The following is a 22,903-nucleotide window of genomic DNA, read 5'->3' as shown; positions in this document are numbered from 1 at the left end:
AAAATTAATTTAAATTTGAATTTTATAGAATATTTTTAATTCTTAAATATTGCAGCAGCATGATTGTTTTTGCATCTTTAATTTCTCCCGAATCGATCATTTCCAATGCTTTATCAATTGAAAGTTCAAGGACTTCAATGTTTTCGCCTTCTTCATCCAATCCGCCGCCTTCTGTAATTTTCATTTCCGTAGAATATTCTGCAATAAAAAAATGAAGAATTTCTGTTACCGAACCGGGAGACATATAGGCTTCAAATATTTTTTCAGCTTTTGAGATCTTATAGCCTGTTTCTTCCTCAGTTTCTCTTCTGATGCAGTCTTCGGGATTGTCATCGTCCAATAATCCGGCACACGCTTCGATCAGCATTCCTGTTGGATTTCCATTGATAAAAGTTGGCAGTCTGAACTGTCTTGTCAAAATAATTGTTTCAGACTTTTTATTATAAAGTAAAATAACGGCACCATTTCCTCTGTCATAGGCTTCACGGCTTTGCTGTTCGATGGTTCCGTCTTTTTTTTGAATACTGAAAGTTACTTTTTTCAAAGTGTACCAGTTATCAGATAAAATTTCCGTCTTTTCAATATGTACGTTCATATTTTGCATAGATTTTACAATCTTCGTTACATTTTTTATTTCAATAAATCTTCCAGAGCGCGCTTTAATTCAGGAAATTCAAACTGAAAACCTGCTTTCTGAATTTTTTCGGATGAAGCTCTCGAACCTTCCAGTAAAGCTTCCGACAGTTCTCCAAACATCAGTTTCAGAACAAAAGCGGGAACATTAGGCATAAATAAAGGTTTATGAAGCACTTCCGCCATATTTTTTGTCAGATTTTCATTCGTGGTATGCTGTGGAGAATTCGCATTGAATGCACCATCCAGTTCAGATTTTTTTAAAGCAAATTCGTAAATCGAACAAATATCATTGATATGAATCCAAGGCATATATTGTTTTCCTGTTCCGATGGGCGAACCGATGCCCATTTTTACAGGCGGAAGCATCTTTTTTAAAGCGCCGTCTTTTTCTGAAAGAACTACTGCGGTACGAACTTTAACCACTCTTTCTGCAATATTTTGCTCCTTAAAATTATCGGCAGCTTTCTCCCATAGAATCACCACTTCACTTAAAAAATCATTTCCCGGATTATCATTTTCAGTAAAAATTTTCTCCGTTGTTTTTGTTCCGTAATAATTAATTCCGGAAGCGGAAATAAAAGATTTTAATCTGATATTATTTTTTTGCAGAGTTTTTAAAAGCAAAGCTGCAGAATCGACACGGCTTGAAATCAGTTCTTTTTTTCTTTCATCGGTCCATCGCTTTTCCGAAATATTGGCTCCCGCAAGATGAATGATATGCGAAACATTCTCAAAAGCTTTTTCGTCGATCGTTCCTTTTTTAATATCCCATTCAAAATCGTTGCTGTTCTGTTTTTTTCGCGTAAGAAAACGTACCGTATAATCTTTCTCAAGTTTTTTAGACAATTCTTTGGCAACCAGTCCGTTTGCGCCCGTGATAAGAACAATTTCTTTCATGTTTAAAAATCTTTGTTGTTTCTAAGCCTGATTTTTTACGATCAGAACAAAATCATCTTCTAAAAGTTTATAGCCGTAATCGTAAATAAATTTATATTCGGAGCCGTTTTTATAAACTTTCAGATTTGTGAAATAATCGAAATCAAAACCTAAGCCATCGAGCTTGGATTTGGCAATTTTTGTTTTTCCTTCGGTATTCACTTCCGTCAGAATTCTGTAATTTTTGCGAAGCCTGTTATTGATGTTCCGCATCAGATTGCTGGAATCCTTGTTCTGTTTATTGTTGTAGGCATTTCGGCAGGCATCATTACAGAATTTTTTGTCGGATCTGCCGATAATTTTTTCGCCGCATTCGAGACAATTCATAGCTTTTTCATTTTGTGTGGATGTTTGTGTTTTTTCTTCAGTAAATATGTAAACCGGTTATGATTCGGATAACTTCTGTTTGAGGTAATATTATTGAAAATTAAAGCAATAATCAATAAAATAATACATCCTGAAAGAACAGGTGAAAGAACATACCAATATCCCAGTCCCGGAATTTTCCCTGTAGAACTTACCGCAATAAGCGCAGTGGCTCCGCCTGGAGGATGCAGCGTTTTTGTGTATTGCATCAAAACGATGGAAAATGCAACAGCTAAAGGTGCAGAAAGCCAGATGATATCAGGAACGATTTTATAGACTGTAACTCCAACTAAAGCTGACAGAACGTGTCCTCCGATTAAATTTCTCGGTTGCGCAAGAGGACTTTGAATGGCTCCGTAAATTAAAACGCTTGAAGCTCCGAAAGAACCGATTAAAAAGATATTTTCTGTAGCAGACAAAGTGTGTGACTGGATGAAAGCAATCATTCCGATTCCGAAAAACGCTCCCAGAAACGACCAGAAATGCTCTTTATAGTCTACCAGAGTTTCTCTGTAAATCACATATTTAGAAACGCGGAACGTTCTTTTTATTGTCTTCTTCATAGGATTTCAAAGATACGAAATTATCCGTTTGCAAACGACTACAAACGAATTTAAATAGTTTTCTACCGACTCCGGTTCTTAAATTCAGCAACCTTTGCCACAGAGATTTGAGAAAAACATGAACGTCTCTTATCTGAACGTTAAATTTAAAAATAAAGTTATGTCACTAAGAAACAAAGTTACCCTAATCGGATTTACAGGAAAAGAAGTAGAAATCATCAGCTTCGATAACGGAAATGTAAAAGCTGCCGTTTCTCTTGCAACATCAGATCATTACACCAATGCAAAAGGTGAAAAAGTAGAAGAAACACAATGGCACAATCTGGTCGCTTTCGGAAAAACCGCTGAAATATTTCAAAAATACGTTCCGAAGGGAAAAGAAATAGCTGTGGAAGGAAAACTTACTTACCGATCGTATGATGATAAAGACAGTGTAAAAAGATACATTACGGAAATTCGTGTAGATGAAATTCTTTTGTTGGGAGGAAAATAAACTAAAAATTACAAGCCATGAAAATTAAAGTTTTTAAAATCGGACTGGACGACAGACACCTTGAAAAAGATCAAAAAACACTTGAAGCGTTTCTGGAATCGCACGATATTATAAAAGTTGAAACTGCTTTCGTTCAGGACGAAAAATACTGGTCGGTTGTTCTGTATTTTGAAGAATTGAAAATCGTTCAGCAAAGCGTTGTAAAAGATTCTAAAACAGTAAAATACTCCGCAGAAGATGAAGCCTTAAATAATGATGAATTAAAAATACTGGAAGCTTTGAAATACTGGCGCTCCGAGAAAGCAAAAGAACAAAATCTGCCAAGTTATTTTATTGCTTCAAACAAAGAACTGATGTCTGTAGCGAAATATAAACCGGCTAAAAAAGAAGAGTTACGTGATATCAAAGGTTTTGGAAAGCATAAAATAGAAAATTACGGCGAAGAGATTTTAGAAATATTGGAAAGCATATGAGCTTCATGTATTTTTAAGTCTTTTCAAACCTCACAGGTTTTTAAAACCTGTGAGGTTTAGTATTATCTGCCGATAAAGCTTAAACAGGTTTATCTGTAGTAAAAGTCCTTTCAATTCCTTATTTTTGCAGCTTATACATATTAATATCATTTATTTATCATAAAATGAAACCAAGTTTAGCAAGAGGGACAAGAGATTTTTCAGCATTAGAGGTCTCGAGAAGAAGATATATTATCAATACTTTACAGAAAAATTTCGAACTTTTTGGATTTCAGCCTTTAGAAACTCCAAGTTTTGAAAATCTTTCAACATTAACGGGAAAGTACGGAGAAGAAGGAGATCGTCTGATTTTTAAAATTTTAAATTCAGGAAATTATTTAGACAAAATTCCTCAAGAAGAATTAACCATTGAGAATCATCAGGCTTTAACGAAAAAGATTTCTGAAAAAGCATTACGATATGATCTTACCGTGCCTTTTGCAAGATATGTTGCCATGAATCATGGTCAACTTACTTTTCCTTTTAAAAGATATCAGATTCAACCTGTTTGGAGAGCAGATAGACCCGCTAAAGGAAGATTCAGAGAATTTTACCAGTGCGATGCGGATGTGGTAGGAAGCGAAAGTCTTTTGCAGGAAGTAGATCTGGTTCAGTTGTATCTGAAATCTTTCGCGGAGCTTGGAGTTTCTGTAACCATCCACATCAATAACCGGAAAATTCTTTCCGGATTGGCTGAGTTTGCAGGAATTACCGACAAGTTAATAGATTTCACGGTAGCTTTGGATAAATTAGACAAAATCGGGAAAGAAGGTGTTGTAAAAGAATTGCTGGAAAGAGGAATTGCACAGGAATCCATTGATAAACTGGATTTCCTTTTCAACCAGTCGGATGATGCGCTGGAAAATCTTCTTCAGCTAAAAGAAAAATTTGCAGGAAATGAAGTTGGGCTGAAAGGAGTAGAAGAACTTGAGTTTGTGATTACACAATCTTTAAATCTCGGTGTGGACATTCAGAATCTTGTGTTTGACATTACGTTGGCAAGGGGGCTGGATTATTACACCGGAGCGATTTTCGAAGTAAAAGCAGATGAAGTTCAGATGGGTTCCATCGGCGGCGGCGGAAGATATGATAATCTTACGGAAGTTTTTGGTGTTAAAAATATTCCGGGAATCGGGATTTCTTTCGGATTAGACAGAATTTATCTTGTGATGGAAGAACTTGGTCTTTTCCCTGAAGGAGCGACCTCTAAAACAGAGTATCTTTTTGCTAATTTCGGTGGAAATGAAACGGTAGCAGCTTTAAAATTAATCCGACAACTGCGAGAAAAAGGAGTTTCCGCAGAAATGTATCCTGAAGCGGCAAAGATTGGCAAACAGTTTACATATGCTGAGAAAAAAGGGATTAAAAATCTGGTATTCTTAGGCGAAGAAGAAATTAAAAACGGAACGGTAACCTATAAAGATCTTGAAGCAGGGGAGCAGAAAACGGTTTCTCTGGAAGAGTTTTTGGGATAGAATAAATAAGAAATAAAAAAGCATCATTAATCCTGATGCTTTTTTATTTTCAGTTGGTACGATTTAATTACAAATTTGTATTTTAGAAAATCATAAAATTGTTTTGTGATTTTTAAAACTATTAAACATAAAACCCAATGAACAATATTTGTGGATTGTGCGGAACTCCTTTAACGGCTATGGATACGCTTTTGGGCGAAAACAAACTGGCAGACAATCATATTCTCTGTAACAAATGCCTGAATGAAGCTTCCGGTATCAATAAGGATATTGTTAATAATCTGCAGCAGTTTTTCCTGCCCGAGATCAGGGGAATTATTTTGCAGGGGAAAATCGGCGAAGTTGAAAATCCGGCTTCTTCACAGACTTCAAATGTACAGCGTTCCCAAACTCCTTCTTTTGGATTTGGCGGAACAGTGACCAGACTTGATGATATTCAGGATCAGATTGTTGCCCTGAATGCGAGGCTGAGCATTTTTGTAAACAGCGAAGTAAAAGAGCTCGTTCATATTTTAGAAAATAATGAAAGGTTAACCGCGATTGCAGAAGGTCTTACCATGCCTTCGAAGGTGGAAGGACTTTTGTTTTCTACGCAGAAAAGAGTTGTTTTCATAGATAAAAAGCTTTTTGGAAATGTGCAGAAAGATGAATATCTCTTCGAACATATACGTTCTGTTGAGCATGTGGAAAGTCTTTTATATTCAACGTTAAAAATTTTCTCTAAAAACGGTTCCACAGCAGAGTTTAAGCTTCATAACAAAAGTGACGGGAACAACTTCTGCAACGCAGTTAATCAATATCTGCATGGGAATGTGAATCAGCCTGTTCAACAACAACAACAACAACAACAACAACAACAACAAATTCAGTCTTCGTCTTTTAATCTCTACAATATGCCGGTTGCTGAGAATCCGTTTCAAAAGCCTGAGGATTCAAATCCGGTACAGCAGAATTCTGGTGTACAGAAAGAAGCTCCGGAAGTTATTTTTGAACAGCTGGAAAAGCTCGGCAAACTTAGGGAAATGGGTGTTCTGACGGATCAGGAATTTGCGGAACAGAAGAAAAAATTATTAGACCGGCTTTAATCCCTGTTTTTCTTTTTTAGCTAAATCAAAAATTAAAACAGGTTAAATATAATAAGATATTATAATGAATAATCATTGCGGATTGTGTGGAAAAGAACTCACTTCAATCGATATGATGTTGGGTGAAAATAAGCTTTCTGACGGAAATATTATCTGTAATTCATGCCTTGAAAAAGCGAGTGTGCTGAATGAAGAATTGCTTTCGGATCTGCACCGTTTCAGCTTAAAAGACATTGAAAGCCTGCTCCAAAACGGAGAAATTGTTCAGCAGGAAACAATTCAGGAAAATATTTCTGAAAATGTACCTGCTGTTGCAGATTCAGAGCGAAGGGTGCTGTCAAAAGATCTTTATAAAAGACGACTGAAAGAAATAAAAAATCAGATGGAAGGTTTAAGAGCCAGTCTTTCTATGTTTACAAAGGGAGAAATTAAGGAACTTCCTTATATTCTTGATCCTGACGAAGTGATTCTAGCGATTACCGATGCACAGTTTGCAAAAACTACGGATGCCGGAATTCTGCTTACGACTCCAAAAAGAATGATTTCAGTTTCCAAAGCGATGTTTTCACCTGCAAAAGTGAATGAATTTCTTAATGAGGATATTCTTGAAGTAAGCTTCGTCAAAAACTTTGTATCGCCGAACATCAGAATTCATACAAAAGATAAAATGTTTGAGTTTGAGTCGTTTTTTAATAAAGATTATGCTGAAGATTTTTACCAGTTCATCAGTAAAATATACAACAGGGAAGACGTTTCGGAAACATCCTCTGCAGAACATGATGTAATTTCTGAAAGCGTTCTTGAGCAGCTCGAAAAATTAGGAAAATTAAGAGAAAACGGCATTTTAACGGAGGAAGAATTTACCTTACAGAAGAAAAAACTATTAGAAAAACTATGATGAAAGCAATCTTTTTAAGAAGACTTGTTTAAACTTTTATCTAAAAATTAAAACCAATGGAAAATTATCTTGAAATAAACAAAAATTCGTGGAATGCGAAAGTAGAACCGCATCTCAAATCAGATTTTTATTTTGTAGACGAGTTTCTGAAAGGAAGAACCTCCCTGAATTCCATCGAATTGGAACTTTTAGGAAATATTGAAGGAAAAACCATTCTTCATCTCCAGTGTCATTTCGGACAGGATTCTGTTTCGCTGTCGAGAATGGGAGCAAAAGTTACAGGAATTGATCTGTCGGATAAAGCCATTGCAGCAGCAAAAGATCTGGCTCAGAAAGCAGGAACCGATACAGAATTTCTCTGTACAGATCTGTACAGTCTTCCCGATGTTCTCGATCAGAAATTCGATATTGTTTTTACAAGCTACGGAACAATCGGCTGGCTTCCCGATTTGGGAGAATGGGCAAAAGTGATTAACCACTTTCTGAAACCGGAAGGAAAATTCATCATGGCAGAATTTCACCCTGTAGTCTGGATGTATGATGATGATTTTAAAGGCATACAATACAATTATTTCAACGAAAAGCCGATTGTGGAAACCTATGAAGGAACGTATGCAGATCAGTCTGCGGACATCGTTCAGGATTATGTGATGTGGAACCATTCTCTGGCGGAAGTTCTTCAGAATTTAATTGAACAGGATCTTCACATTAAAAGATTTCAGGAATTCGACTGGTCGCCGTATCCATGTTTCAGGCATGTTGAAGAATTTGAAAAAGGAAAATGGAGAATCCCTCAGTTCGGAAATAAAATTCCTTTGGTTTTCGCGATTGAAGCACAAAAAAAGTCATCGTAATAAAAACTACGATGACTTTCCTGTATATATGAATGTTAAAATAAACTATTTATGGTCTAGCTTACCGCTTCCTGAGCTTTATTTTTAAGATCTTCCGCTTTATCCTGAGCCTGAGAAGCTACGTCGTTTGCTTTGTCTTTTACCTGCGAAGCAACATTATTGGCTTTATCTTTAAGATCATTTCCCCATTTGTTTAGGTTGTCTTTTGCGGTGTTGATCTTATCTTTCACCATCTGCTTATCTTCTTCAGAAGAATTTTTGTATTTCCAGTATGCAATTGCTCCTAATCCTAATAACGCTAATAAGCCTTTTGTCTTATTTCCCATGATTTCTATTTTTTTAAGTTAATATTAAAGTTTGATGTTAGTAATCATGTAAAATGTGTGCCAAAAAAATAAACAGACTTATAAAATAATGTTAAATTTAATTGAAGACTTCAAAATTTTCTCCGTCAAAACTTGCGAAAACCATAGTGGGATAAGAGTCCTGATGGTATATATTTCCATTTTTATCAATGGCAATAGCACCCGCAAAGCCATCAATGATTTTTAACTCGTCGAAAGTTTTTGTAAACGCTTCTTCTATCGTCATACCATCGGTAACTCTGGTTACGATTTTCGTTGCAGTGGCATTGCTTACAATATCTTCACCTACTCCGGTACAGCTTACCGCGCAGAAAGAATTCGCATAATTTCCGGCAACAGTTGCTGAGTCTGATATTCTTCCCGGGATTTCAAAACCTTTTCCTCCGGTAGAAGTGGCAACGGCTAATTTTCCGTCCTTATCAATCGCGACGCAGCCTACCGTTCCTTTTCCGCCATTTTCCAGTTTTGCTTCATATTCTTTTCTTCTTTGCGGAATTTCAGTTGAAAAATTCTCGAAACCATGCTCTGTTGCGTAATTTTTAGCGCCGCTTCCTCCCAAAACCCTGTCGTCTTCCTTCATCAGCTCTTTCGCCACAAAAACGGGATTCTTCACCTCCTGAATATTGATAACACCGCTTAGTTTCTGCGTTTCTCCATCCATAATGGCTGCACTCATCCTGATCACGCCGTCACTCTGGATCTGCGAACCGATTCCTGCATTGTACAGATCATCATCTTCCAGTAAAGAAACAGCGTAGGCAACGGTATCAAATGCTGAGTTGGATTTTAAATATTCAAATGCTTTCTGAGCAATATTTTTTAATGAATTTTGTTTGGCTGTTTTCACTTCGTGGCTTTGGTCGCTTTCCGAGAAAAATCCGCCGTGGATGATTATTTTCATTTTTAATGTTGTTTTCTGTAGACAATATACCCAATTTTGATAAAATCATACAATATTCCTGAAATCAATGTTAGGGCAGCTAAAATTAATATTTTTAAACTCAATGATCCATAAAGTGTTCCTCCGGTAATACCTCCCAGAAAGAAAAAACTGATGATGGAAATCCTGAGTTTTATTGAAGACAAAAGTTTCTTTCTTTTATCATCCGCTTTTTTATAAAAGAAAAGCTGTGAAAGTTCAATACCCAGATCTGTAAATAATCCTGTTAAATGGGTTGTTCTTACTGTTGCATTGGAAATAGTGGTTACCATTGAATTTTGTAAACCCATGGCAAACAGCAGAATAAAAGACAGAAGAACAGAGTTGTATACTATAAAGTAATTCCCCCAGATCCCGGCTGCCAGTAAAAGGCAGCATTCAATAAGAGTGGGGATTATATACAGATATTTACTGTTTTTTCTTGATGCAAATTCTGTTATAAAATTCGAGACAAAAGATCCGAAAAAGAAAAAAAGTATGTACAGAAAGTAAACTGTTCCCTTCCAGAATCTAAGACTGAATATCTCATCAATAAAATAAGCAAAATGACCTGTTATATTGGTTGTAAGAGTCTGTACAGAAAGGTAACCGGCAACATTTACAATTCCGGCAACAAAAGACAATAAACATGCTATATGCAGATTATGATAATATGTCCTAGTTCTGCCTTTATGTCTGAACATACTCTACAGATCGTATTTAACGGTCTTGCGGGATCGGATTAAACTGAGAATTCTCTATCGTCAGCGTTTTTGTCGTAAGATCATAATGATCGTTCATCGACATTACATGAACCGTTAAATTATCAATAGAAATAGGCTCTCCAAGATTAATGTTGGTAAGATTGGTGTCCTTGATAAACCTTCCGTCGACCAGAATCACCAGTCCGGAACCTACCGCCGTCATCACATCATTATGGATGAACAATCCGGTATCTTCTCCCAGGCCGATTCCCAGAGTTCTCGGATTGTTTACCACCGCCTGAAAAAGTCTTCCGATTCTTCCTCTCTGTACGAAGTGCGTATCGATAATCACGTTATCAATCAGTCCTAAACCCTGAGTGGTTTTAATTTCTCCTTTCAGCAAAGCTTCGGAACTGCTTCCCTGATAAATCATATTCTCCGATGCTGCCGCGGCTCCGGCAGAAGTTCCTGAGTAGATGAAATCCTGTTCCTGATATTTCAGTAAAATGGTATCGTGAAACCTTGTTCCGCCAAGAATTGAAGTCAGTCTCAATTGATCTCCACCCGTAAACATCACTACATCTGCTGCATTGGCTCTGGCAACAATCGCATCAGAATTTGCTTCCTCACGGTTATGAATGTCAAGGATGTTTACATTTTTAGCGCCTAGAAATTCGAAGGCTTTTTTATATTCGGAACCTACAATTTGCGGAATCTGAGAGGCAGTTGTGATAATCTCAATCACGGAATTCTCTTTTAACTTCGATTCATTGATAATCTTTCGAAGAATTCCTCTCTCAAAGAAATTCAGGTTTTTTTCTACGTTTTGATCAAAATCGGTTTCTGCAAAACTTCCTTTGTTTACAGCACCTCCGATAACAATTAATTTTCCAACAGGTTTCATCATAGGGTGCAAATTTAAAAAATAATTAACATTTGAGAAAGGATTAAGAGGGATTGATAATCAATAAGTGAAAATAAAATTTAAAAAGCAGGTATGAGAAGTGATTGTTTCTTTATTTCTTTGGTATTAATTGTGTTTTTAATCTGTTGTAAACTCCAGAAAAGTTAAGGTGATTGTTTTGTATGATAGTATTTTTAAATGTGTATAAGTATCTATCTCAAAATAATTTAACATAATAAAATTTTTCTTTTTAATGTGATTTATATTGTTAAATTAGCAGTGAACATACACATGAAAATAATGAAAAAACTAAAAAAATTATCTCGAGATGACCTTAAAACAGTAATAGGTGGAAAGGCTTGCAGCCAATGGGTTGGTATTACTGCTTTTTGCGGAGCTACCTATTCTTTATGTACAGACAATTATAAGAATTGGGCAGAATTACAAGAAGCTGTAGAATATTTTAATGATGCAAAATGCTAATTACAAATGAAAAGAATTATGATAGCCGTAATTTATTACGGTTATTGTTCTTATTCTTAAGTTTTTTCTCCTATGCTCAGATTTCTGTGAGCGGAAATTTTTCTATGAAACCTGATTCTTATGAAGCAATGGTTATTGACAGCAGTTATCAGAATGTTTACTATAAAACAGAATTTGTTAAAGATACCAAAAAGAAAAATCTGGAAACAACCTGCGTTCTGCAGATAGGAAAGAAATATTCTAAATTTTCAGATTTTAATGTATTGCGTAAAGATTCTTTAATGGAGAAATACAGTCATTTGGAGAAAATAGGAGCTAAAGAATTAAATCAGTCTCTTAATTTAGCAGAAAAATGGAAAAGTGTTTTAATAAAAAATTTTCCGGAAAATAAAATTACAGTGCAGGATAAAGCAAATATCATGTACCAATATGAAGAAGAACAGCCGTCTCCTGACTGGAAACTTGAAAATGAGACAAGGGAGATTCTAGGCTATGTATGTAACAAAGCCACGGCAAAGTATCGGGGAAGAAAGTATACAGCATGGTATTGTAAAGAAATTCCTATTAATAACGGACCCTATATTTTTCAGAATCTTCCCGGCTTGATTTTAGAAATAGAGGATAGTAAAGAGAATTTTCATTTTACTGCAGTTGGAATGGATAAAAAAGCAGATAAAATCTATTTAAGAACCGAAAAAAGAATTCTTCATGTAACCCGAGAGCAGTTTAGAAAAGCCCTTCAAACGTACTGTGATAATCCCGGTTTTTTCCATGGGAAGGCTTACAATGAGGATGGAAGCCAGATCGCTGTAAAATCTGCACCTCTTCCATATAACCCCATTGAACTGGAATAATAAGCGGATTAAAGTTTCACCTTAGGGTTAAAAGGTATTTTCTCTACAGAAAACAGGAATTTCTCTGGTGTAAAAAGTAATTGACTCTTATGAAAATTGATTTCAGCCAACAGATAAAAGAAATTCGTCCTACAGAAAACAGCATTTTGCCGGGCGAAAAAAGCTGTTAATATTGGTGCGCAGTCGTTTTGTACGGTATGCAATATTCATTATCCTGCGAACCAAAGGTTTTTTAATCCCAAGAAGGACAAAATTTCACCAATAAATATTTTTTATTTGCTTATGATGAGTAATAGATTTTATCTTATGTATAGACTGTTAATGATTGGTTTTAAATTATTTATAAAGGTGTTAAAAAAATTTTTAAAAATATAATTTTTTAAAAAAATGTTTAACTATATATTGAATTGATAATAAAAATTATTATATTAGTATTAAATTAAAAACAAGTAACCATGTATATTAAACAGGAAGAATATCTTCCACTGGCCAAAGATCTTATGGCTAGTTTCAGCAGGGATCTTTTGCTTTTTGCAGAGGAAGATCATAATTATACACAGGCATATAAAGATGCTTTTCAGTCGAAAATTACAGAAGTAGAGCAGAAAGAAGCCAGTAATACGGCTTTGGTACAGCAGAAACAGGCAACGCAGGCACTTTATCTTTTAGGAGAAGACCTGAAGAAACCTCTTAAAAGTCTACGGATACGCATTGAAAGAGCAGGGATTCCCACTAACCTCACCACACAGATTCTGACGGATATTAAGAAGCGTAATTTCGAAGGAGTCGGCAGTAAGCTTACAGACCTTATTTCATTGGTCGATGCCCATCTTACGGTTTTACAGGATAAGGGAATGAAAAGTACGATACCTCAGGATTTGCAGGATTTTCAATTGGCTATTGCCGCAAAAGCCGATGAGCAGACGCAGTTAATGAAAAAGGTAGCAGGAATCATCGGCACTCAAAAAGAGCTGTACGACGGCTTATACAAATATATTTCTGAGATCTGCGAAGATGGCAAATTAATCTTCGAAGGACAGCAAAAAGCCGATGAATATATCATCAAAAGAATGCTCGCCAAGCTGCGCTGCATGTGGATAAGGTAAAGAGCGGGGAGGGGAAGATAACTTCTTAGGTGTTTTTAGTTTGTATTGGCGCAATGTGCTGATGCAAATGTTAATTGTTATTTTTTAAATGACCCTATAAAAATTTGTAAATTAAAAAATGGTTTCATTATATACATTATCTAAATTATCATCAGATAGAACTTCTTCAAGAGTAAAAAACTCATCAGATAAAGCACCTGACTTTTTAGCAATTTATTCAAATAAGGAGAATGCTACTTTTCAGGATAGATTAATTGATGCTTGTCAAAAATCACACGATGATCCAAAAGGAGTTGATGAATTGTTGTTTATTGCAATACCTGAAAGATTAATTGCTAAGTTGATTTATATGTCTATTGGAAAACCAACTGACAAACCTTATTTAGAATTATCTTCAAATTTTAGTACGGATTCTTTAAATTTATTAGAGCTGATTAGAAAAGAAGACGAACAAGTAGAATTTTACAATATAAAAACTTCCGAACAAATTAAAAAAGCAGAGACAATACTTTTATGTGGTGGTTTAAGTCCAGTTGATGACTCTATTGCTCTTCTATGTGAGTTTGGTAGAGCTTATAGAGTTAGTAAAATTCTTAAAAAGCCAATAAGAGTAATGTTGGCTGATAGTGAGTGGATGAGTTCTAATAAAACTATTCGACAATTTAAAACTTTAAATGAAACACAAATTAATGAAGGGTTAGATAAATGTAGAGATAGGAAAGGAAAACTTTATTCAAAATTTGGCTTTGAAGTTGATTTAAGACAAATCGTTCATTTTGAAAGAAAAGATTTCATCAACAGTGAAAAATTAGCAAAAATAAGTAAATACTATCTTGAACTTTCTAAAACTCTTTGGGGAGAAAAAGCAATTGGCAAAAGATTAGACCATAATTTAGTTTCCATTATATCAAAGCCATTAAATAATATAACATTTTTGGATAAAGAACTATTAGACTTATTACCAGAACATATTAGAGTACTCTCTCAATTTCCAAGTGTATTGGGTGCAATAGAAAAACAACTTAATGACCATTTACAAATCTTAAGAACAATAGCAAAACAGTTTAATATTTTTGACGAAAACACTTTTAGTTATTTTTTCGCACAATATTTTGCGCAAGACAAGTACAAAGGCAAAGTACTAAAAATAGCTCCAATTTCAGAGTCAAAGTTTGATAAACCTTTTAATGATTTAGATAAATATTTTAAAACTTGGGGAGAGGGTCACACAACAAAAGATTTGTTATCTGATGAAAAAAGTTTAAACCAATTCTTTAATGAAGAAAGAATTTCATCAATTTATTCGCCTCAATATCAAATTGGCAAATACAGAGTGCTTCCTTACACACCACTTTCATTAGATTTTGGAAGTAAAGACGAAAAAAACCACGAACATCTTTATGATGAAATTATATTAATTGACAGAGTGCAAGAAAGTAAATTAGTTCAAGAAATAATAAAAATGACTCCTGTTTTACAAAGAAATAAAATATTTTCCGATCTAATTTGGTTTGTTATTCTTGCAACCGAACAATTAGGAATTGAAGTAATTAATAATTTGTTAAAATCAAATAATAAGCCGACAATAAATGCACAACTTAATAAATTTTCTGAAAAACTTAAAAATAATTTTGAAAAAGACTTAAAATATGCCATAAATGGTCAAATTAATGATTTATGGAAAATTTGGTTTAGAAAAATTCAAGAAGATTCAAAAGACACATATTTGCCATCTCATTTACATTTTCACTTACTTGACGAATCAGATTGGAATGAAAATGCGTTTGAATTTGCTACGGGATTTGTAGAAAGCACAATTTTGATTTATAATAAAATAATTTCTTAAAAATATGAGATCAGTAATACAAAGAGTTTTTAAATTTGTCACTATTAATTTATAATCAAATTTATTCAAAAATAAAAAAAGTAATAGTTGTTTAATTAGATTTAGTAAATCAGACACAGTAAATAATTGAACAAATTTCATCAAAAATAAGCAGCCTAAGAATATTGAATGGTGAAAATGGACATTTAGAGAAATCATTATTTGAAACTAATGGAGACATATTAATTATAAGCAACTTTACATTATACGCTGATATAAAAAAAGTAAAATATGATTTTACAAAAGCAGGAAAATCTGATATTGCAAAATGTCTATGATTTATTTAGCATATCGACAAACTTGGTATAACAAATATTAAAATAGGACAATTCTGTAAATATATGACTGTTATTAGTCTTTATGATTGATCAGTTTAATAATTGAAAACGAATAGTAAATGAAAGCAGATAACAATGGTTTGTCAAAATGGGGGCAGAAGTGCTTTTACCAAACATTATTGTAAGGTTCAACTTTAGTAATTCTATTGAATTTTTCGTAATAACAATTATGACGGAAGAATTGACTTTATCACAGCTTCGTTTTTTGACATTAGAAAGTCAGGGATTAACAAAACCATATCCTTTTGGAAAAGGTAAAAATGCAGTTCTTCAGGCATTAGAACATCTTGGATATCTACAAATTGACACTTTATCAGTTGTTGAAAGAGCTCATCATCATACACTTTGGACGAGAATACCTGATTATAAAGCAGAATATTTAGATGAATTGGTTGAAGAACATAAAATATTTGAATATTGGTTTCATGCTGCGTCTTATCTGTCCATAAAGGATTTTCGGTTTGCATTGCCTCAAATGATAGGGGTGAAACAAAGCAAAACGCATTATTACAATGTAGACCCAAAAGTGATGAAGTATGTTTTAGATACCATTCGTGGAGAAGGTCCCAAAAGAGCAAGGGATTTTGAAAATAAAACCAAAAAAGCGGGAAGCTGGTGGAGCTGGAAACCTACAAAAATAGCTCTTGAAAGACTTTTTTTGCAAGGTGACTTAATGATTACAGGCAGAAAGGGAATGCAAAAAACGTATGACCTTACTGAAAATGTTTTACCAAACACAATTGATACAGCTTTACCAACTGAACTCGAATTCGCTGAATATTTAGTAAAAACCTATTTGAAAGCCTATGGATTTACGACAGTAAAGCAAATTACCCATCTTAAAACAGGAGAATTAATACGAAAAAATGTTGACATCGTCTTAAAATCAATGCTTCAGGAAGGAACCATAAAACAAGTAAATATTGAAAATATGCCTTCTGTTTTTGTGAATAAAAGTTCACTTGAAAATTCGTTAAACAAAACCAGTTCAGACATTCGTATTTTATCGCCATTTGACAATTCAATTATTCATCGGGACAGAATAAAACAGTTTTTTAATTTTGATTATAAGATTGAATGTTACACACCAAAAGAGAAAAGGCAATACGGTTATTTCTGTTTACCTGTATTATTTGGCGACACCTTTATAGGACGGGTGGATTGTAAGGCGCACAGAAAAGAAAAAGAATTTGAAATCATCCATTTACACATTGAAAATACAAGTATTGACAGCGAATTATGGAAAGAATCGTTTGTAGAGAGGATGAAATCTTTTGCCTCTTTTAATGGTTGTAATATCATTAAACTGACAAAAGTTAGTCCATCAAAATTCACAAATAAAATAAGACCATTATTCTGATTAAATCATTGACTATAAAACAGCTATGAATCTGAAAAAAAGAGGAAGACTAAAGTATGAATTTACTACAAAAATGTGGCAGTCCTCCGGAAAGGGCGGTTGGTATTTTGTTTCGCTTCCGAATAAGCTGGCAGAAGAAATCAGAAAAAATTTAAAATCGGAAGAAGAAGGATGGGGGCGGTTAAAGGCAAAAGCACGAATTGGAGAGAGCGAATGGGAGACAGCTATCTGGTTTGACTCCAAACATGAAACGTACTTACTGCCATTAAAGGCAGAGATACGAAAAAAAGAAAAGCTTGAAACCGGTAAAGACATACAAACGATTCTATGGATTTAAAAAGAGAATCGTTTGTTTCTGTGGCAAATTGGTTCAGCTATTAAAGGTTTTTAGAATATCTTTGTTTAATTTTTTAAAGAAAGTTTAAACTCATTTTGAATTTAACCGCGAAAGAGGTACAAAAGACTTTATTGGATGTATGTAAAGTATTTCACAAGTCTGCAAAGAGAAAAAATCTTTGATTTTTTTTAAACTTATCTGCTCTTTCTTTTCATTTAAGGATTAAACTTAAACAACTAAAGTGTTACAATCTTTTGCGGTAAAAAAGTTTAGATGTAAACAGCTAACATAAAACGGTTGTTACTAATCCTTATTAAACAATCTTTAATGACGGCAGACATTCAAATAAGTTTCAATATATTGTTCTCTATTCCTGAGATTTTTAAAATTTTAATATTTTTTATTCATTTTTTAATAAATGTTTAACTGTGGTATAGTTTCGTTTCGGGTTTTACATTATCTTTGATTTTAAATGGAGTTATTGTTAACAAAAAAAATGCAAATAGACTATGAAAATTGAGAAGATACAGGCGTTACGGGGACCAAACATTTGGAGCATCAGAAGAAAGAAACTGATACAGATGAGATTGGACCTCGAAGAAATGGAGAATTTCCCAACCAATAAAATTGACGGCTTCAGAGAAAGAATAGAAAAACTGATTCCCTCTTTGTTCTCTCACAGATGTTCCGAAGGAGTAGAAGGCGGTTTTTTTCACCGTATCGAAACGGGAACATGGATGGGACACGTTATTGAGCATATCGCGTTGGAAATCCAGACTTTAGCGGGAATGGACGTCGGTTTCGGAAGAACTCGTGAAACAAAAACTCCGGGAGTGTATAATGTCGTATTCAACTATATTGAAGAAAATGCAGGAATTTATGCTGCAGAAGAATCTGTAAAAATTGCTGAAGCTTTAATAACTGGTGAAGAATATGATCTGAATGCCTGTATAAAAAAGCTAAAAGAAATCAGGGAAAGAGTGCGTCTTGGTCCTTCTACGGGAAGTATCGTGGAAGAAGCGGTTTCCCGAAGAATTCCTTGGATCCGTCTGGGAACCAACTCTTTGGTTCAGCTTGGCTATGGCGTAAATCAGCAGAGATTTCAGGCAACGATTACAGGAAATACAAGCTCAATTGCGGTAGATATTGCCTGTAATAAAGAGTTAACAAAAAAAATGCTCCACGATGCGGCAATTCCTGTTCCTATCGGAGATCTTATCGTAGATGAGGAAGGATTAGGAAGTGTGATAAGAAAAATTGGTTATCCTGTTGTGATTAAACCATTGGACGGAAACCACGGAAAAGGTTCTTCGATTAATGTGAACGACTGGGAATCTGCAAAAACAGGTCTTGAACACGCTCAGAAATACTCAAGAAAAGTTATTGTTGAAAAATACATCACCGGATACGATTTCAGAGTTTTGGTCATCAACAATAAAATGGTAGCCGCTGCAAGAAGAGTTCCGGCTCATGTTGTAGGAGACGGAGAACTGAATCTTCAGCAGTTAATTGATAAAGAAAATAAAGATCCGAGAAGAGGCTACGGACACGAAAATGTTTTAACCGAAATCTTAATTGATAAAGATACCACAGAGCTTCTTGATAAACTTCAGTATACTCTGGAAAGCGTTCCGCAGAAAGGGGAAGTGGTTTATCTGAAATCAACCGCCAATCTTTCTACAGGAGGAACTTCTATTGATGTTACCGATATGGTACATCCGGAAAACATTACCATGGCGGAAAGGATTTCAAAAATCATCGGTCTTGATGTCTGCGGAATTGATATCATGGCAGAAAATTTAACCCAGCCTTTAAAAGAAAGCGGCGGTGCTATTATTGAAGTGAATGCAGCTCCGGGATTCAGAATGCACTTGGCTCCAAGTGAAGGATTGCCGAGAAATGTTGCTGCTCCCGTTGTAGATATGCTCTATCCGCAGGGAAAACCTTTTACCATCCCAATTATTGCGGTAACGGGAACGAATGGAAAAACAACCACTACAAGACTTATTTCCCATATTGTGAAAAGCAATGGTTACAGAGTAGGTTTCACGACATCGGACGGAATTTATATTCAAAATACGATGTTGACGAAAGGAGATACAACAGGACCTCTTTCTGCTGAATTTATTCTGAAAGATCCAACGGTAGAATTTGCCGTTTTGGAAACTGCAAGAGGCGGAATCTTACGCTCCGGTTTAGGATTTTCTCAGTGTGACATCGGTGTTTTAACCAACATCAAAGAAGATCATTTGGGAATGAACGATATCCACAACCTGAAAGATCTTACCAGAGTAAAAAGGGTTGTTCTGGACAGCGTGAAGAAAAACGGATGGAGCGTAATGAATGCCGATGACGAATATTCCATGAGAATTGTTAATGATCTCCATTCTAATGTTGCCATTTTCAGTATGGATGAAAACAATCCGCACATCAAAAAATTCGCTAAAGAAGGTAAAATTACCTGTGTGTATGAAGAAGGGTTTGTTACCATTAAAAAAGGAGACTGGAAGATCAGAATCGGAAAGGCAAAAGATTTCCCGATCACGATGGAAGGAAAGGCTAAATTCATGATCGAAAACGTTCTCGCAGCAAGTCTGGCTTCCTATCTCTACGGTTTCGGGATCGAAGATATTTCGAATTCTTTAAGAACATTTATACCAAGTGCGCAGCTTACTCCGGGAAGATTGAACGTATTTAAATTCAAAAGCTTTAAAGTACTGATCGATTTTGCGCATAATCCTGCAGGGTATGAGGCAATTGAAGATTATCTTAAAAATGTAGAAGCAACGAAGAAAATCGGAATTATTTCCGGGGTAGGAGACAGACGTGATAATGACATCAGAGAATGTGGGAAAATTGCAGGAAGAATGTTCGATCATATTATCATCCGAAATGAAAAGCATCTTCGCGGAAGAACGGAAGAGGAAATCAACGGATTGATTATCGAAGGAATGCAATCTTCCGGAAGAGATGTAAGCTATGAGATTATACCTAAAGAAATTGAAGCTCTGAAACACGCCATGGGAATGGCAGAAGAAGGAACCTTCATTACCGCTTTAAGCGATGTGATTTCGAATGCGATTGATCTGGTTCAGGAATATCAGGCGAGAGAATTGCTTGAAGATGATAAAATATAATCATACTATGATTTAAAAGTATCGGCGGCATCGAAGATGCCGCCGATACTCAATAAAAAAGCTTCGAATTTTGAAGCTTTTTTATTACATATTTTCCCAGATAGATTTTATTTTCTGCATTTTAACCAGATAAAAATACAAAGGGATTAATTCTAATCTTATGGTAAAACTTATATTTGGAACCGTAAAAGGAATAACAAACATCATGATGATACAAATTGCAATACCCAAAAAAGCATCAATAATAGCAGTTTGTGGCGCCCATTTCTGTTCAAACCAAAGTCCGTAGGCAACAATTCCTTTGAATATAAACAGTAATGCTACAATTATTCCGGGTAAAGTGTAAGGATGATTGGCATTGATGCCATAAAGCGACAGACTTATATTACTTAAAAAAGGTGCAATCATTAAAAAGATGACCGCAAAAAAACCTCCAATCAAAAAGAACCATAAAAATATTTTGATCCAGAGCGGCAATAAACTTCTTCTTCGTACATCACCCTGTGTTTCAAACTCTTCAAAAGCTGACTTTTCTTCCATTGTTTATTCGTATAATCTATTCCTCCGCAAAAAAGGCATTTGAACTTCCGATCCAGATCGCATCTTTCTTATTGAAATCTACATTTACCATGGCTGCTTTTGTCATTCTGCCCAGATTTTCCAGTAGAATAGGACGTTCGTCATTTTCGCGCCAGATATACAGTAATCTGATCTCTGCTTTTGAAAACTCTCCGTTGATATCTTCAAAAATCGGCTCATAGTTTACCTTTCTCTGCAAAATATAGTTTTCTTTATCCTCAATGGCATCTGTAATTTCCTTTGTCGGATTTAAATTCACTCCACTTCCAGCAAAAGAAAATAAAGGTTTTAAAACGAAATTTTCAAGGCTTTCGCTTTCCGGAAATTCATGAAGGAAGTAGCTTTTCGGAACAAACTGATGCTGTAAAAGTGGAAGGAGGAATTTAGAAATTTTAAAAAACCAGTTCGGATGCGTAACCCAAGTTACATCAACATCTTCACGGAAATCGAATTCGGTTTTCAGATCCGGAATCCGGTCTAATTCGTCGAAAATAACACGATTGTAAATCCTTCTGATTTCTGTTAATTTTCCATCGTTTTCATAGAATAATTTTCTTCCGTCTTTTTTTATTTTGGTTAAACAGACCGTTTTTATTCCCAGTAATTTTTCAGTTAAAACAAAATCGATAGCGGTTTTCTGTTTTTCAGGGTAAATTTCAAGGAGAATTACATGTTCAGGATTTTCGTTACCCAGAATTAAATCCTTTATATAATTTTTAAAATCTTCATGAGGTGTTTTATTTTGCAGCTCCGAAAGAAAAGGATAAACATCACAGAATGTCTGTTCAAAAACTTTCTGAAATGCATACAGTGAAGGAAAAGCCTGCAGCTCGATCAGCTGAGGTTCAATCTCGCCGTTTTCGCTCTTGCAGATCCCGAAATCTATCGTGAAAAAGTGAGGCTGTTTTGTGTCGTTGGGAACCCTGCAGTTATCAGGAATCGCTTTTTGCAAAGTTTCCTCAGGAAGATTTTTAATCTGTGTGATGATGCTTTCGCTGGCATCAATGAGTTTAGATTCAAATTCTTTTGTTAAAAACAAAGGACTTTCGGAAATTCTGAATCCGGCTTCCAGACCACTTTTCTGTTTCAATATCTCTTTAAACTGATTGTATTTTTCCTGAGAAAATTCCTGATTAAATTGCTTTCTGTATTTTGGAATCATAATTCTTTTTCTTTTTGTGATTTAAAAAATCGGACAGTTTTTTGCCCGATTTTTTGTATTGAAATTTCGTGTATTACAAATTTAAGCCATTGCTTCTGCCTGCTTCAAAACGTTTTTTTTTGCAAACTGCAAAAATCTCGGAAGAATCTGTGCCTGAGTAAGGATAATCTTATCTTCATCATCCATTCTGTCTACCGTTTCAAGATACTTTTCCATTCCGAAATTTTCGATCATCGCCTGCTTGTTCTTTTCGTCTTTCAGATTTTCAATCATCCCTGCAGGATTGGCTTCCGGATGAAACTGTGTTCCGAATATTTCCTCCGAAAAACGAATCGCCATTACCGCTCTTTCAAGGTTAATGTGCGGGCGGAATTTTTCAATGGCAACGATTTTCATACCCAGTTCCTCAAAACGGTCATGATCCGGTTCGATAAACTGATACGCTCTGGAATCTACTGCATAGAAAGGATCCGGAAGATTTTTGAATAAAAATTCCTGTTCTCCTTCTTCGGTTTTATGAACCGGCATTACGCCGAAAGAATACGATTTTCTCTTGCAGATATTTCCAAGTTTCCAGTGAATACTTGCCAGCTGAAAAGAATGACAGATCAGAAACAGATACTTTTTGTCGTCGCTGTACTGGTTATGTTCGAAAACATTATCCAGAAACTGAGCAAATTTATCCTCCCATTCAAGACCTTCTCTGTGCGGATCTCCCGGACCTCCCGAAGAAATAAAAATATCGAAATCCTCAACATTGGGCATTTCATTTTTAAATCTCACATCAAATGTTTCAATGCTTACGTTTTCCTGAATACAGCTCTTTTTAAATGCTTCGGAAATTTCTTTAATATTTTTAAAACCCTGATTAACATGATTGTTGTTCATGTCCAGCAAAGCAATTCGAATATCATTCATACGACTTCATATTTTTTACAAAGTTACCAAAAAA

Annotated in this window: 25 protein-coding genes; 14 read left to right on the top strand and 11 right to left on the bottom strand. The window is 35.0% G+C overall.

Annotation, left to right across the window (positions count from 1 at the left end; all coding sequences use genetic code 11):
• Nucleotides 1-22: 22 nt before the first annotated feature.
• The 4 genes from nudK to KKI44_RS04000 are packed head-to-tail and all read right to left on the bottom strand — an operon-like array spanning nt 23 to nt 2,501.
• Nucleotides 23-604, bottom strand: coding sequence for a GDP-mannose pyrophosphatase NudK (gene nudK / locus KKI44_RS04015; protein ID WP_214589946.1), 582 nt, complete (start codon nt 602-604; stop codon nt 23-25).
• 26 nt (nt 605-630) lie between these two features.
• A complete protein-coding gene (locus tag KKI44_RS04010; protein ID WP_214589945.1) occupies nt 631-1,533 on the bottom strand; it encodes a TIGR01777 family oxidoreductase in 903 nt (300 codons plus the stop codon).
• 21 nt (nt 1,534-1,554) lie between these two features.
• Nucleotides 1,555-1,899 carry a hypothetical protein gene (locus tag KKI44_RS04005; protein ID WP_214589944.1) on the bottom strand — a complete coding sequence of 115 codons (345 nt, stop codon included), beginning with the start codon at nt 1,897-1,899 and terminating at the stop codon, nt 1,555-1,557.
• Nucleotides 1,896-2,501, bottom strand: coding sequence for an HPP family protein (locus KKI44_RS04000; RefSeq protein ID WP_214589943.1), 606 nt, complete (start codon nt 2,499-2,501; stop codon nt 1,896-1,898). The genes KKI44_RS04005 and KKI44_RS04000 overlap by 4 nt, the downstream gene beginning before the upstream one ends.
• A 160-nt stretch (nt 2,502-2,661) precedes the next feature.
• Here KKI44_RS04000 and KKI44_RS03995 point away from each other — a divergent pair, with 160 nt between their 5' ends.
• From KKI44_RS03995 to KKI44_RS03970, 6 genes are all read left to right on the top strand, one after another.
• Nucleotides 2,662-2,994: a single-stranded DNA-binding protein gene (locus KKI44_RS03995; RefSeq protein ID WP_214589942.1), complete on the top strand. Its 333-nt coding sequence runs from the start codon at nt 2,662-2,664 to the stop codon at nt 2,992-2,994.
• Between the two features lie 17 nt (nt 2,995-3,011).
• Nucleotides 3,012-3,467, top strand: a complete 456-nt coding sequence (locus KKI44_RS03990; protein WP_214589941.1) for an HRDC domain-containing protein — start codon at nt 3,012-3,014, stop codon at nt 3,465-3,467.
• A 164-nt stretch (nt 3,468-3,631) separates the two neighbouring features.
• On the top strand, nt 3,632-4,981 hold the full coding sequence (gene hisS / locus KKI44_RS03985; protein ID WP_214589940.1) for a histidine--tRNA ligase: 1,350 nt from the start codon (nt 3,632-3,634) through the stop codon (nt 4,979-4,981).
• 137 nt (nt 4,982-5,118) lie between these two features.
• Nucleotides 5,119-6,066: a PH domain-containing protein gene (locus KKI44_RS03980; protein ID WP_214589939.1), complete on the top strand. Its 948-nt coding sequence runs from the start codon at nt 5,119-5,121 to the stop codon at nt 6,064-6,066.
• A gap of 64 nt (nt 6,067-6,130) precedes the next feature.
• A complete protein-coding gene (locus KKI44_RS03975; RefSeq protein ID WP_214589938.1) occupies nt 6,131-6,964 on the top strand; it encodes a PH domain-containing protein in 834 nt (277 codons plus the stop codon).
• A 56-nt stretch (nt 6,965-7,020) separates the two neighbouring features.
• Nucleotides 7,021-7,818 (top strand): class I SAM-dependent methyltransferase, encoded by a 798-nt coding sequence (locus tag KKI44_RS03970; RefSeq protein WP_214589937.1) that lies wholly within the window; start codon nt 7,021-7,023, stop codon nt 7,816-7,818.
• Between the two features lie 56 nt (nt 7,819-7,874).
• On the opposite strand, the gene KKI44_RS03965 is transcribed toward KKI44_RS03970, so the two are convergent.
• The 4 genes from KKI44_RS03965 to KKI44_RS03950 form a co-directional block, all read right to left on the bottom strand.
• Nucleotides 7,875-8,144: a YtxH domain-containing protein gene (locus KKI44_RS03965; protein ID WP_214589936.1), complete on the bottom strand. Its 270-nt coding sequence runs from the start codon at nt 8,142-8,144 to the stop codon at nt 7,875-7,877.
• 97 nt (nt 8,145-8,241) lie between these two features.
• Nucleotides 8,242-9,084: an isoaspartyl peptidase/L-asparaginase gene (locus KKI44_RS03960; protein ID WP_214589935.1), complete on the bottom strand. Its 843-nt coding sequence runs from the start codon at nt 9,082-9,084 to the stop codon at nt 8,242-8,244.
• A gap of 2 nt (nt 9,085-9,086) precedes the next feature.
• The gene (locus KKI44_RS03955) at nt 9,087-9,806 is read right to left on the bottom strand and encodes a YoaK family protein (RefSeq protein ID WP_214589934.1); all 720 of its coding nucleotides are present in this window, start codon (nt 9,804-9,806) and stop codon (nt 9,087-9,089) included.
• A 16-nt stretch (nt 9,807-9,822) separates the two neighbouring features.
• The gene (locus tag KKI44_RS03950) at nt 9,823-10,710 is read right to left on the bottom strand and encodes a cyanophycinase (protein ID WP_214591096.1); all 888 of its coding nucleotides are present in this window, start codon (nt 10,708-10,710) and stop codon (nt 9,823-9,825) included.
• A 300-nt stretch (nt 10,711-11,010) separates the two neighbouring features.
• On the opposite strand from KKI44_RS03950, the gene KKI44_RS03945 reads away from it, so the two are divergent.
• From KKI44_RS03945 to cphA, 8 genes are all read left to right on the top strand, one after another.
• Nucleotides 11,011-11,193, top strand: a complete 183-nt coding sequence (locus tag KKI44_RS03945; protein ID WP_214589933.1) for a bacteriocin-like protein — start codon at nt 11,011-11,013, stop codon at nt 11,191-11,193.
• Nucleotides 11,187-12,047 (top strand): GLPGLI family protein, encoded by an 861-nt coding sequence (locus tag KKI44_RS03940; protein ID WP_214589932.1) that lies wholly within the window; start codon nt 11,187-11,189, stop codon nt 12,045-12,047. The genes KKI44_RS03945 and KKI44_RS03940 overlap by 7 nt, the downstream gene beginning before the upstream one ends.
• Nucleotides 12,048-12,502: 455 nt before the next feature.
• On the top strand, nt 12,503-13,153 hold the full coding sequence (locus KKI44_RS03935; RefSeq protein ID WP_214589931.1) for a hypothetical protein: 651 nt from the start codon (nt 12,503-12,505) through the stop codon (nt 13,151-13,153).
• 118 nt (nt 13,154-13,271) lie between these two features.
• Complete coding sequence (locus KKI44_RS03930) at nt 13,272-14,999, top strand: hypothetical protein (protein ID WP_214589930.1); 1,728 nt, start codon at nt 13,272-13,274, stop codon at nt 14,997-14,999.
• Nucleotides 15,000-15,163: 164 nt separating this feature from the next.
• Nucleotides 15,164-15,316: a D-aminoacyl-tRNA deacylase gene (locus tag KKI44_RS22830; RefSeq protein WP_214589929.1), complete on the top strand. Its 153-nt coding sequence runs from the start codon at nt 15,164-15,166 to the stop codon at nt 15,314-15,316.
• Nucleotides 15,317-15,545: 229 nt separating this feature from the next.
• Nucleotides 15,546-16,736: a winged helix-turn-helix domain-containing protein gene (locus tag KKI44_RS03920; protein ID WP_214589928.1), complete on the top strand. Its 1,191-nt coding sequence runs from the start codon at nt 15,546-15,548 to the stop codon at nt 16,734-16,736.
• A gap of 25 nt (nt 16,737-16,761) precedes the next feature.
• Entirely contained in the window at nt 16,762-17,073 is a 312-nt protein-coding gene (locus KKI44_RS03915; protein ID WP_250902155.1) for a DUF1905 domain-containing protein, read from the top strand.
• 509 nt (nt 17,074-17,582) lie between these two features.
• Nucleotides 17,583-20,210: a cyanophycin synthetase gene (gene cphA / locus KKI44_RS03910; protein WP_214589927.1), complete on the top strand. Its 2,628-nt coding sequence runs from the start codon at nt 17,583-17,585 to the stop codon at nt 20,208-20,210.
• Between the two features lie 84 nt (nt 20,211-20,294).
• Here the strand turns inward: cphA and KKI44_RS03905 are convergent, their stop codons facing one another.
• The 3 genes from KKI44_RS03905 to KKI44_RS03895 all read right to left on the bottom strand — a co-directional run bounded on the left by KKI44_RS03905 (nt 20,295) and on the right by KKI44_RS03895 (nt 22,869).
• On the bottom strand, nt 20,295-20,750 hold the full coding sequence (locus KKI44_RS03905; protein ID WP_214589926.1) for a hypothetical protein: 456 nt from the start codon (nt 20,748-20,750) through the stop codon (nt 20,295-20,297).
• 16 nt (nt 20,751-20,766) lie between these two features.
• Nucleotides 20,767-21,951 carry a hypothetical protein gene (locus KKI44_RS03900; protein ID WP_214589925.1) on the bottom strand — a complete coding sequence of 395 codons (1,185 nt, stop codon included), beginning with the start codon at nt 21,949-21,951 and terminating at the stop codon, nt 20,767-20,769.
• An 81-nt stretch (nt 21,952-22,032) separates the two neighbouring features.
• Complete coding sequence (locus KKI44_RS03895) at nt 22,033-22,869, bottom strand: type 1 glutamine amidotransferase (protein ID WP_214589924.1); 837 nt, start codon at nt 22,867-22,869, stop codon at nt 22,033-22,035.
• Nucleotides 22,870-22,903 lie beyond the last annotated feature (34 nt).

The sequence above is a fragment of the Chryseobacterium sp. ZHDP1 genome, from assembly GCF_018603435.1.
GTDB lineage: Bacteria > Bacteroidota > Bacteroidia > Flavobacteriales > Weeksellaceae > Chryseobacterium > Chryseobacterium indicum.
The sequence above is the reverse complement of the archived record's forward strand: the minus strand, read 5'-3'. Positions and strand labels throughout refer to the sequence as shown.